The sequence below is a fragment of the Kitasatospora sp. NPDC088134 genome, from assembly GCF_044741705.1.
Taxonomy (GTDB): Bacteria; Actinomycetota; Actinomycetes; order Streptomycetales; family Streptomycetaceae; genus Kitasatospora.
In genome coordinates, this window is sequence record NZ_JBIUTD010000004.1 from 435846 (window position 1) to 446971 (window position 11126).

Below are 11126 nucleotides of genomic sequence, written 5' to 3' on the forward strand. Positions count from 1 at the left end.
CAATCGGACCGACCCTGTCGGCGGACGGCAGGCGGTGAGGGAGAGGGGCGTCAACGATGGCGGCGGGCACCAGAGCGCGGAGCACGGCCGGACCGACCGGGCAGTGGAAGGCGACCGGCAGCCGGCTCGCCCTGCTGCCGCTGCGGCTGTTCCTGGGGGTGACCTTCGTCTACGCCGCCTTCGACAAGCTCTCCGACACGCACTACCTGGCCGGCGCCGGCGACGCCGCCTCCTTCTACGCCCAGACCAAGGCCGCGAAGGGCAGCAGCCCGATCGGCTGGGCGCTCGGCCCCGCGCTGGACGCCCCCACCTTCTTCGGCCTGCTGATCGCCTTCGGCGAGCTCGCCGTCGGCCTCGGCACCCTGTTCGGCCTGTGGGGCCGGATCGCCGCGCTCGGCGGCGCGCTGCTGTCCGCCACCCTCTGGCTGACCGTCAGCTTCCACACCACCCCGTACTACCTCGGCAACGACCTCGCCTACCTGATGGCCTGGACGCCGCTGCTGCTGGCCGGCACCCCCGTGCTCTCGGTCGACGGCTACCTCGCCGCCCGGGCCGAGCGCGACCGCGGCCGCGGCCTCGCCGAGGACGCGGTGCGCCGCCGGGCCCTGCTCGACGGCGGCATCGCGGCGGTCGCGCTCGGCGGCGCCGGCCTGCTCTCCGGCTCGCTCACCGCCACCCTCGGCCGCGACGAGAACGCCGCCCCCGCGACCGCCGCCGGCACGCCGGGCGCCACCAGTCCCGTCCCGCAGGAGCAGAACGGCGGGCCGAGCGTGCCCGCCGCGCAGGTCCCGGTCGGCGGCTCCGCCACCGTCAAGGACCCGGCCAGCGGCGACGCCGTCTACATCGTCCAGCCCGCCGCCGGCCAGTACGCCGGCCTCTCCTCGGTCTGCACCCACTCCGGCTGCGCCGTCAACCCGCCCAAGGACGGCCAGCTCTACTGCCCGTGCCACGGCTCCAAGTTCGACGCCGCCACCGGCGCGGTGATCACCGGCCCGGCCGTGAAGCCGCTGCCCAAGTACACCGTCACCAAGAACGGCGACCAGCTGCGGCTCGGCCCGCAGCAGAAGAGCTAGTCCGCGTCCCGCTCCGCGTCGTCCGCCGACCCGCCCCGGTTGCGGCGGGCGGCGGCCAGGACGGCGGCGCCCAGGCCGCCCGCGCCGAGCACGATGAGGGCCAGCGGCAGCACGAAGCGGCTGTTCACCTCGCGGTCGTTCAGCGAGGCCACCAGGTACACCACCGCCAGGGTGCTGAACAGGCCGCCCGCGACCAGCGCGTACAGGTCGAACCGATGCTTCCGCATCACCGCACCACCTTGATGTCACCGGCGCCCACCGTCACCGTCAGGTCCAGTACTCCCTTGGACGGCTGCCCGTCCGGTACCTCGATCACCACGTCCTCGCTGGTCAGCGGACCGTCGAAGGACTGCCCGTCGGGCAGCTTGACCTCGCCGGCGCCGTTCCGCAGCTTCAGCCGCAGCTCCACCCCGGGCGGGACGGCCACCCGGGCGTCGCCCGTGCCCAGCCACACCGAGGTGCGGACGGTGCCGCCCCGCGGGTCCACCGCCGACAGGTCGAGCCGGGCGTCGCCGACCCCCAGCACGTACCGCTCGCGCGGGCTGTCCGCGGCGGCGACCGTCCAGGAGCGGTCCCCGACCGAGTCCGCGACCGTCACCGGGCTGTTGGCCGCCGGCACCAGGGCCGCCGTCACCAGCAGCGACAGGACGGTCAGTCCGCGGGTCCGCCCCCAGCGGGCGCTGACCACCATCGCCAGGCCCAGCGGCAGCAGCGCCACCGCCAGCACCGTCGACCAGCGGTGGTGCCCGTGGTCGCTCGCCGCGACCGCCCAGGCCGCGCCGACCGACACCAGTAGCGCGGACGCCCCGAGCACCGAACTCCCGCGCTCCGCCTTCCTCCTGGCCTTCCACTCGTGGTGCCGGCGCATGCTCTCCCGGTGCCGGTCCATCGCGTCCAAGTGCGCCTGCCGGTGCCGCTCCGCGTGCTCCGCCCGGCCCTCGGCCGGCGGCTGCTTGCGCAGCGGGTCGCCGTCCGGCAGGTCGGTGCGCTGCCACCAGGGCTGCGCGGGGGCGCCCGGCGGCGTCGCGCCGTACGGGTCGCGCTCCGGGTGCCGCGGGTCCCACAGGTAGCCGGACGGGCCGGCCGGCGGGGTGTCCGGAGCCTCCGGCGCGCCGGAGGCGGTCCGGGCCGCCTGCTCGCCGTGCCAGGCCGCGACCCGCTCGTGGAACTCGGCCGAGCGGGCCTTCCACTCGCCGCGCAGGTCCCGGCTCATCGCCTCGCCCCAGGACTTCCAGTCCGCGAACGGGCCGGACACGTCCAACCGGTCGTACGGGCCGCCCTCGGCCTCCGGCGGCGGGGCGGCGCCCCCGTTGATCCGGCGGCGGCGCTCCGGGTCGTAGCGCAGCGCCAGGAAGACCAGGGCGGCGAGCAGCAGCAGCGGGAACAGCTGGTCGCCGTCGCCCATCGAGGAGAGGAACACCCCGGTGCCGATCACGGTCAGCACCACCGCGCCGACCGACTGGCCGTCCACCCGGCCGGTCAGCACCCGCTGCAGCTCGGTCCGGCCGCCCTCGCCGTCCTCGGCCTCGCGCGGCACCACCAGCCAGGCCAGGCCGTACAGGAACAACCCGAGCCCGCCGGTCAGGCCGAGCACCGCGAGCACCACCCGGAACACCACCGGGTCGATGTCCAGGTAGCGGCCGAGGCCGCCGCACACGCCCGCCACCACCCGGTGCCGGGAGGAGCGGGTCAGCACCGGGCGCGGCGGGTCGGCGGGATTCTCCGGTGCGTCGTTCTCCGGTGCGTCCGCCGGGATCTGGTCGTCCGTCATGCCCTCCATCCTTCCGGTCCGCCGGGCCGCGCCCAACCGTCCGGGGCCCGGGGGCGACCCTGAACTGTCCCTGAGGAGGGGGTAGGGCCGGACCCTGATGCGCCGTCGGCCCGGCACCTGCCACCATCGGTGCCGTGGCCGCACCCGAGACCCGCACCCCCGACACCGCCCCGACCGACGCCCCGGCCGGGGCACCGCCCTACCGGCGGCTGTACCGCAGCCCGCACGGGCGGATCCTCGGCGGCGTCTGCCAGGGGCTGGCCGTGCACCTCGGCGTGCCCGTCACCTGGGTCCGGCTGGCGTTCATCGTGCTGTTCTTCAGCCAGGGCATCGGCACCCTGCTGTACGCCGCGTTCTGGGTGGTGGTGCCGCTCGGCATCAACGAGGCCGCCCCCGGCGCGCCCCGGGCCGGCCGCCGGGCCGCCGAGGAGCCGGGCGGCCGCCGGCCCGGGCGGCTGCGCGAACTGCTGGAGCGCACCTTCCACGGCGACGACGGCGCCCCCTTCACCGCCGTGCCCGCGGCCGCCGCGCCCGCCGGGGCCACCGCGTCCGGCGCCGGCCGGGCCGCCGCCGGGCAGCGCGGCGGCAGCCTGGGCCAGCTGTTCGCGCTGATCGGCCTGGTCATCGGCGTGATGGCGCTGCTGTCCGCGCTCGGCATCCAGACCGCCAAGCCGTACGTGTGGCCGCTGCTCGCGGTCGGCGTCGGCGTCGCCCTGGTGTGGCGGCAGGCCGACGACTCGCGCTGGCAGAGCTGGTTCGGCCTGGAGCCGGGCAGCCGCAAGGGCGCCTACCTGCGGGTGCTGGCCGGGGTGCTGCTGGTGGTGGCCGGCATCATCGGCTACTTCGTGATGCAGGGCGTCGGCTCGCCGGTGGCGCTGGTGGTCGAGTCCTCGTTGGCGGTGGTCGCGGGCGTGCTGGTGCTGGCCGGGCCGTCCGCGCTGCGGCTGTGGCAGGACCTCGGCGCCGAGCGCACCGCCCGGATCCGGGCCCAGGAGCGGGCCGAGATCGCCGCGCACGTCCACGACTCGGTGCTGCACACCCTGACCCTGATCCAGCGCCGGGCCGAGGACCCCAAGGAGGTGCTGCGCCTCGCCCGGGCCCAGGAGCGTGAGCTGCGGCTGTGGCTGTACCGCCCGGAGGCCGCCGCCGAGGCCGCGCCGGACACCCTGGCCGAGCGGCTGCGCGAGATCGTCGCCGAGGTCGAGGACCGGCACGGCGTCCACCTGGAGCTGGTCTGCGTCGGCGACTGCCCGATGGACGAGAAGATCTCCGCCCAGACCCAGGCGGCCAGGGAAGCCATGGTGAACGCCGCCAAGTACGGTGGCGGGGGACCGGTCCAGGTCTACGCGGAGGTGGAGGGGAGGACGGTGTCGGTGTTCGTCCGCGACCACGGCCCCGGCTTCGACCCCGACGACCTCCCCGAGGACCGCATGGGCGTACGCGAATCGATCCTCGGCCGGATGCGGCGCAACGGCGGCACCGCGCGGGTGCGGCCCGCGCCGGACGGCGGGACCGAGGTCGAGCTGGAGATGGAGAGGGCGGCAGATGACTGACGCGGTGTCAGGAGCGGCGGCACCCGGGCGGCGGGCCCGGGTGGTCCTGGTGGACGACCACCGGATGTTCCGCACCGGGGTGCGCGCCGAGATCGGGCGCACCGAGGAGACCGGCATCGACGTGGTCGGCGAGGCCGACGACGTCGAGTCCGCGGTCCGGGTGGTCGCCGAGACCCGCCCCGACGTGGTGCTGCTGGACGTCCACCTGCCCGGCGGCGGCGGCGTCGAGGTGCTGCGCCGCTCGGTCGGCGTCGAGGGGGTGCGCTTCCTCGCGCTGTCCGTCTCGGACGCCGCCGAGGACGTGATCGGCGTGATCCGCGGCGGCGCCCGCGGCTACGTGACCAAGACCATCACCGGCACCGACCTGGTGAACGCGATCTTCCGGATCTCCGACGGCGACGCGGTGTTCTCGCCCCGGCTGGCCGGCTTCGTGCTGGACGCGTTCGCCGCCACCGACACCCCGCCGGTGGACGAGGACCTCGACCGGCTCACCCAGCGCGAGCGCGAGGTGCTGCGGCTGATCGCCCGCGGCTACGCCTACAAGGAGATCGCCAAGCAGCTGTTCATCTCGGTGAAGACGGTGGAGAGCCACGTCTCCGCGGTGCTGCGCAAGCTCCAGCTCTCCAACCGGCACGAGCTGACCCGGTGGGCCACCGCCCGGCGCCTGGTCTGAAACGGTGAGGGGCCGGCCCGCGCCGCGGGCCGGCCCCTCACACCCCCTCGCCCAGCGGCTCAGCGGGGGGACAGCAGTCCCGGGGCCTCCTCGGCGGCCACCGCCGGGCCGGCCGCGGCGGGCTGCTGCCGGGCGTCGTACCCGGCGCGCGCGGGGAACAGCGACCGGACGGCGAGCACCGCCGCCGTCATGCTGTTGGTGAAGGTGACCCGGTAGTTGTAGGTGTTCCAGGCGCTCACGTACGGAAGGTTGAGACCGTTGACCATCGGGATCAGGCCCAGCCAGAACCACGGCGAGCGGGCCGCCGCCCCGGGGACCAGGACGCCCGCGACCACCGGGACCAGCGGGATCAGCATGTAGTGGTCGAAGGACGGCTTGCTGGCCAGGAACGCGGCCAGCATCAGCATCGCGGAGGTCTCCGCGAGCCGCAGTGCCTGGTCGCCGCCGTTGCGCCACCGCCGCCAGGCCAGCAGGACGGTGGCCGCGCCCACCGCGAGGCCGAGCACGCTCGCGGCCGACTCCGGCAGACCGAGCCGGGTCAGGACGTTCCCGATCGACGCGTCGAACGGGGTGGCGAAGTCGCCCTGGCCCTTCAGCAGGTACGGCAGCGTCTTGGTGACGAACAGGCTCGCCTGCGGCATCATCGCGCCGGCGGCGACCGATATCACCAGCGGCAGCGCGAGCACGGTCAGGAACGCGAGGAAGCGGCGCGCCATCAGGAACAGCAGGACCACCGGCGCAAGGATCGGCTTGATGCTGATCGCCAGACCCAGCACCACCGCCGCCGCGATCCACTGCTCCCGGCGGGCCAGCAGGAGGGCGAGCGGCAGCACCAGCACGTAGCCGGACGTCCAGTTGCCGATCTGGACGACGTTGGTGAACGGTTCGAACATCGCGAGGCCGCCGGCCACGAGCACCGCCAGTCGGCTGAGGACCGGGACGGCGAACAGCCGAAGGGCGAAGAACCAACCGCCGAGCACGAGGACGATGCCCGCCAGAGGCACCACCGCGAGCAGCGTCTCGTGCCCGAGCCGGGTCTGCGGGACGCCGACGAGCACACCGGCCGGCAGGTACAGGAAGCGCTCGTTGGCGTAGGGTGCCTTGCCGTCGACGAACAGCCGCGCCGCGTCGGTCACCCAGGTGTTGTCGAGCCCGTTGTTGCCGGCGTGGTAGGCCTGGTAGTACGCGTTGAGCAGCAGCAGTACGGCTCCCACCACCAGCGGGACCGGTGCGCGGCCCTGGAGCCAGGTGATCAGCCCGGGCTGCGCCGTAGCCTGCCGGTCGTCGTGGCGGGATCGGAGTTCCGAGAAGACGGTCCGCATCGAGTGGTCCTTCACGTGGGATCGGAAGCGGTGGCGTCCGGGACGGCTCGAGCACCGGGCACGCGCACCGCGAGAACCATACCGGCACCCCGAACGCGCGATTCGTACACCAGCGGCTGGGGCGTTGCCGTTGCCTCGTGGGATTGTCGGTAGTATCCAAGCGGCGCTCCGCGCGGATGGGGACTCGAGCAGTCTTGCCGCACACGAACATGCGGACGCCCGAGCCTCCCCGAGGACCGACCTCCCGTCGGCCCCGTGGTGGGGCGGACACCTTCCGCGCCGACTGAACCCGAGAGCCGCAGCAGATGACCTCCACGATCGGTTCCGCCTCCCCGGCTCCGGGGCCGTCCCTCGCCACGGAGCCGCCGCAGGGTGCGCCCAAGGGGGCGGCGGGCACCGGCAAGCGTCCTCGGCTCTACGTCCTCGACGGGCTGCGCCTGATCGCGGCGATGGGCGTGGTCGGCTGGCACTGGCTGGGCGTCGAACGCTTCCCCGCGGTCTGGCACGGCCTGCCGAGCAAGCTGATGCCGGTCGGCCACCTGATCGGCGCCTACAGCTGGACCGGCGTCGAACTGTTCTTCCTGATCAGCGGGTTCGTCATCTGCATGTCCTGCTGGGGCAGGTCGATGGGCGATTTCGTCACCTCGCGGATCGTCAGGCTCTTCCCCGCGTACTGGTGCTGCGTGCTGCTCACCGCGGCCGTGATGCTGGTCGTGCCGACGATCTGGGGCGACAACACGAACCGCCCGACCTACACCCGCATCCTCAGCAACCTCACCATGCTGAACATGCCGCTCGGGGTCGACAACCTCGACCCGGTGTACTGGACCCTCTGGTCGGAGATGCGCTTCTACGTGCTCTTCGGCATCCTGCTGGCCTTCGGCCTGACCTACCGCCGGGTCGTCGCGTTCTGCGCGATCTGGGGCTTCGTCGCCCTGCTCGCCATGCAGGCCGACTGGCCGATCCTCACCGCCATGGCGCAGCCGACGTACGCCTGGTACTTCATCGGCGGCATCGTGATCTACCTGATGTACCGGTTCGGGCCGAACCTGCTGCTGTGGTTCATGCTGATCGCCTGCTGGCTGATCGCCCAGGACCAGATCCGCGGTGTCATCTACGGCTACGAGTACGGCACCCGGCACCACCTGTCGTGGCTGGTCACCGTGGGCTTCACCACGGCCGCCTTCGCCGTGGTGGCCGCGGCCGCGCTCGGCGCCTTCAACTGGATGAACTGGAAGTGGCTGACCACTGCCGGGGCGCTCACCTACCCGCTCTACCTGCTGCACCAGGAGATCGGCTGGCAGCTGATCACCAGGGTCCGCCGCCACCTGCCGCCCTACCCGACGCTGATCGTGGTCGGCGCCGCCATGCTGCTGCTCGCCTGGGTGGTCCACCGGCTGGTGGAGCGCCCGCTGGCTCCGCTGCTGAAGCGGAAGCTGGAAGCGTCCTTCCGGCAGATCCGCCGCAATGGTGTGCCCACGGCCGAGGCCGACGGGAAGGCCTGATCCGGCCGTCGGTATCCTTCGATCTTGGCCCGAACGTCCCCACGGATAGCCGCGGAGAAACCAGCGCGATGACGGTGAACACCACCGACGGTCTGCACCACGACGAGGCCGCTGCCCCAACGCCCGACCGCGCCGAGCACGGTCGGCGACGGCTCCCCGGCACGGCCTTCGTCGGCAGGTTCTTCTGGCTGTGGCCCGCGCTCCTGATGCTCGCGCTGGGCGTCCGGGGCGCCCAGCGGCCGCAGCTGTGGCGCGACGAGTTGGCGACCTGGAGCGCGGCCGCCCGCAGCACCGGCGAACTGCTCGACATGCTGCGGCACGTCGACGCCGTCTCGGGCAGCTACTACCTGCTGATGCACGGTTGGATCTCGCTGTTCGGCGACTCCCCGGCGGTGCTCCGGCTGCCCTCCGCGCTGGCCATGACCGGCGCGGCGGTGTTCGTCACCCTCGCCGCGCGCAAGCTGTTCGACACCCGGACCGCCGTCGTCGCGGGCCTGCTGTTCGCCGTGATCCCGTCGATGTCCCGCTACGCGCAGGAGGTCCGCTCCTACGCGTTCGCCGTGCTCGCCGTCTCCGCCGCCACCTGGCTGCTGCTGCGCGCCCTGGAGCGGCCGACGGTGCTGCGCTGGCTGCCCTACTCGGTCGCCGTCGCGTTCGCCGGGCTGTTCCACATGGTGGCGCTGGCCGTCCTGATCGGGCACCTGGTCGTCGTGGCGATGCGCCGGCCGCGGCGCGAGCGCAAGCTGCTCATCGGCTTCCCGGCCGCCGTGGCAGTCGGCCTGCTCCCGGTGCTCCCGGTGGTGGTGCTCGGCCGGCAGCAGGTGGGGCGGCAGATCTCCTGGCTGACGACGCCGGGCCTCAGCTCCTTCGGCTCGCTCTGGACGGGCCTGTTCGGGTCGGTGCTGGTCGCCGTCTGCATCGCCGCGCTGGCCGGCATGCCCGCCGCCTGGCCCGCGGGCCGTCGCCGGGCCTTCGAGATCGGTGTGATCGGCGTGCTGCCGATCATCGCGGTCTGGGTGATCTCGCAGGGCAAGACCTCGTACTTCCTCGACAGGTACGAGCTCTTCGCGGTGCCCGCGCTGGCCGTGCTTGCGGCAGCGGGCCTGGCCGCGCTGCGCCCGCGTGCGCTCACGGCGGTGGGCCTCGCCGTGGTGGCCGGACTCGGCGTGCCCGATCAGCAGAACCTGCGGACCTCCACCGCTCACGAGTGGTCCAACGAGAAGGCCGCGGCCCGGATCGTCGCCACCGGCTACCGGCCCGGCGACGGCATCGTCCCGGTCCGCGGCTCGAGCGAGTACATGATGCTCGCGTTCGCCCTGGACTACTACCTGCCCGACAGCGTCCGGCCCAAGGACGTGTTCGTCGCGCGCACCCCGGTCGAGAACGACGACCTGTACTCGACGCCCTGCGCCGACCCGGCGGCCTGCCTCACCGGGGTGGACCGGATCTGGGTGGTCACGTACGGCTCGGTCGACGACCCGTTCAAGGACCTCCCGGAGGCCGAGACGCGGGCACTGTCCGCGCAGTACCGGAAGTCCACCGTGCAGCACGTGCAGGGCCTGACCGTCACCCTCATGGAACGGCCGCACCCGAGCTGAGCCGGGGACGGGGGACCGCGGGTACCCCGGGATCGGGCTGTACTGTACGCCACGTTATTTGTCTCACTACTCCGTCAATGACGGGGTGCAGCCTCGCAGGAGCCCTCAGTGGGTACGGACACATCATCCGCACCGAGTCGTGAAGCCGGTCCGGCATCCGGGACGTCGGCCCGCTCGGTCGTACGGGGACGCGGCCGGACGGCCAGGTCCGCGGCCGCACTGCGGGGCGCGGCGCCCGCCCTGCTCGGGTACGCCGCCGCCCGCGCCCTCGGTGTGCTCGTCGTGGTGCTGTGGTCGCGCGGCCGCCCCGAGTCGGGACTGCACCGGCTGAGCGTCCTGTGGGACGCGCCGCTCTACCAGTCGATCGCCCGGCTCGGCTACGCCGGTGTCGCGCCCATCCCGGGCCCGCACGGCGACTACGAGATGTACGCGTTCTTCCCGCTGTACCCCACGGTGACCCGGTGGACGGCGTGGCTGCTGCCGCTGTCGATCAGCCAGGCCGCACTGCTGGTTGCCTGGGCCGGCTCGCTCGCTGCCGCCTGGGGCATCTACGCGGTGGCCGCCAAGCTCTACAACCGGCGCACCGGCGTGATGGCCGCCGTCCTCTGGGGAGTGCTCCCGCACGCCGCCGTGCAGAGCATGGCCTACTCGGAGCCGGTGTTCACCGCCTTCGCCGCCTGGGCCGTGTACCAGGCGATCTGCCGCCGCTGGCTGACCGCCGGACTGCTCGCGGTGCTCGCCGGACTCACCCGGCCCACCGGCCTCGCGGTGGCCGGCGCCATCGGCGCCGCGGCCCTGTGGGAGCTGTGCACCTGGCGGCGGCGCAGCGTCGAGCAGCGGGCGTCCGCGTGGTGGCGTCCACTGGTCGCCATGGTGATCGCTCCGGCGGGCGCCGTCGGCTACATCGGCTGGGTCGGCCTGCAGAAGGGCCGGTGGGACGCCTACTTCAAGATCCAGGAGGCGTGGCAGTCGGAGTTCGACTTCGGCCGGGCCACCTTCAGGTCCTTCCAGGGGCTGCTGACCAACTCCGGGCAGGTCTGGCTGGCCGACGTCATGGTCGCGGTCGTGCTGTTCGCCGCGGTGATCCTCTTCGGGGTCTCGCTGATCCAGCGGCAGCCGCTGCCGTTGGTGCTGCTGAGCGCCGGGATCCTCGTGCTGGCATTCGGCGACGCGGCCTACTTCAACTGCCGGGCGCGCTTCCTGCTGCCCGCCTTCGGCCTGCTGCTGCCGCTGGCGGTCGGTCTGGCCAGGCTGCGCAGCCGCGCCACCGTGGCGCTGATCCTGGCCGGGGCAGCGGTCGTCTCCGCGTTCTACGGCGCTTACATCGTCCTGGTCTACCCGAACGCGCCCTAGGGCGTGTATCTGATTGTGATCAAGGATTGGGCTTGGTGAGGTCCTTGATCCATATCATCGAGGCCCGGAGGTGGAGGCCGGCGAGGTAGCTCTCGGGCTTCTTGTCGTAGCGCGTGGCGATGCCCCGCCAGGCCTTCAGCTTGTTGATCAGGCGCTCGACGGTGTTGCGGTCCTTGTAGAGCTCGGCGTCGTGTGCGACGGGCCGACCGCCCGCGCTGCCCTTCTTCTTCCGGTTGGCGGCCTGGTCGGCCTTCTCCGGAATGACGGCCTTGATCCGG

The 11126-nt window shown here is 73.2% G+C and carries 9 protein-coding genes and 1 pseudogene; 6 read left to right on the top strand and 4 right to left on the bottom strand.

Going from position 1 to position 11126, the window contains the following annotated elements:
• Window positions 1-56: 56 nt before the first annotated feature.
• Window positions 57-1073: a Rieske 2Fe-2S domain-containing protein gene (locus tag ACIOHG_RS09935; protein ID WP_400947612.1), complete on the top strand. Its 1017-nt coding sequence runs from the start codon at window positions 57-59 to the stop codon at window positions 1071-1073.
• Here the strand turns inward: ACIOHG_RS09935 and ACIOHG_RS09940 are convergent.
• Window positions 1070-1300, bottom strand: coding sequence for a hypothetical protein (locus ACIOHG_RS09940; RefSeq protein WP_400947614.1), 231 nt, complete (start codon window positions 1298-1300; stop codon window positions 1070-1072). The two genes, ACIOHG_RS09935 and ACIOHG_RS09940, sit on opposite strands and share 4 nt — an antisense overlap.
• Window positions 1300-2844, bottom strand: coding sequence for a PspC domain-containing protein (locus ACIOHG_RS09945; protein WP_400947617.1), 1545 nt, complete (start codon window positions 2842-2844; stop codon window positions 1300-1302). Before ACIOHG_RS09945 ends, ACIOHG_RS09940 begins: the two co-directional genes overlap by 1 nt.
• Before the next feature lie 134 nt (window positions 2845-2978).
• Between ACIOHG_RS09945 and ACIOHG_RS09950 the strand changes: the two genes are divergently transcribed.
• Both ACIOHG_RS09950 and ACIOHG_RS09955 read left to right on the top strand, forming a co-directional pair.
• Window positions 2979-4397 carry a PspC domain-containing protein gene (locus ACIOHG_RS09950; RefSeq protein WP_400947620.1) on the top strand — a complete coding sequence of 473 codons (1419 nt, stop codon included), beginning with the start codon at window positions 2979-2981 and terminating at the stop codon, window positions 4395-4397.
• On the top strand, window positions 4390-5070 hold the full coding sequence (locus tag ACIOHG_RS09955) for a LuxR C-terminal-related transcriptional regulator (RefSeq protein WP_400947622.1): 681 nt from the start codon (window positions 4390-4392) through the stop codon (window positions 5068-5070). Before ACIOHG_RS09950 ends, ACIOHG_RS09955 begins: the two co-directional genes overlap by 8 nt.
• 59 nt (window positions 5071-5129) lie before the next feature.
• Here ACIOHG_RS09955 and ACIOHG_RS09960 read toward each other — a convergent pair whose 3' ends face one another.
• Window positions 5130-6392 (bottom strand): glycosyltransferase family 87 protein, encoded by a 1263-nt coding sequence (locus ACIOHG_RS09960; protein WP_400947625.1) that lies wholly within the window; start codon window positions 6390-6392, stop codon window positions 5130-5132.
• Window positions 6393-6697: 305 nt separating this feature from the next.
• Here ACIOHG_RS09960 and ACIOHG_RS09965 point away from each other — a divergent pair, with 305 nt between their 5' ends.
• From ACIOHG_RS09965 to ACIOHG_RS09975, 3 genes are all read left to right on the top strand, one after another.
• On the top strand, window positions 6698-7897 hold the full coding sequence (locus tag ACIOHG_RS09965) for an acyltransferase family protein (RefSeq protein ID WP_400947628.1): 1200 nt from the start codon (window positions 6698-6700) through the stop codon (window positions 7895-7897).
• Window positions 7898-7965: 68 nt separating this feature from the next.
• A complete protein-coding gene (locus ACIOHG_RS09970; protein WP_400947630.1) occupies window positions 7966-9495 on the top strand; it encodes a glycosyltransferase family 39 protein in 1530 nt (509 codons plus the stop codon).
• Window positions 9496-9777: 282 nt separating this feature from the next.
• Window positions 9778-10848, top strand: a complete 1071-nt coding sequence (locus tag ACIOHG_RS09975) for a hypothetical protein (protein ID WP_400947633.1) — start codon at window positions 9778-9780, stop codon at window positions 10846-10848.
• Between the two features lie 19 nt (window positions 10849-10867).
• Here the strand turns inward: ACIOHG_RS09975 and ACIOHG_RS09980 are convergent.
• Window positions 10868-11126: pseudogene (locus tag ACIOHG_RS09980) on the bottom strand (IS5/IS1182 family transposase); the annotation flags it as partial.

Bases quoted from the DNA above. Each gene is read 5' to 3' on its own strand.
- ACIOHG_RS09935 (WP_400947612.1), top strand. From the start codon at position 57: ATGGCGGCGGGCACCAGAGCGCGGAGCACGGCCGGACCGACCGGGCAG.
- ACIOHG_RS09940 (WP_400947614.1), bottom strand. From the start codon at position 1,300: ATGCGGAAGCATCGGTTCGACCTGTACGCGCTGGTCGCGGGCGGCCTG.
- ACIOHG_RS09945 (WP_400947617.1), bottom strand. From the start codon at position 2,844: ATGACGGACGACCAGATCCCGGCGGACGCACCGGAGAACGACGCACCG.
- ACIOHG_RS09955 (WP_400947622.1), top strand. From the start codon at position 4,390: ATGACTGACGCGGTGTCAGGAGCGGCGGCACCCGGGCGGCGGGCCCGG.
- ACIOHG_RS09960 (WP_400947625.1), bottom strand. From the start codon at position 6,392: ATGCGGACCGTCTTCTCGGAACTCCGATCCCGCCACGACGACCGGCAG.
- ACIOHG_RS09965 (WP_400947628.1), top strand. From the start codon at position 6,698: ATGACCTCCACGATCGGTTCCGCCTCCCCGGCTCCGGGGCCGTCCCTC.
- ACIOHG_RS09970 (WP_400947630.1), top strand. From the start codon at position 7,966: ATGACGGTGAACACCACCGACGGTCTGCACCACGACGAGGCCGCTGCC.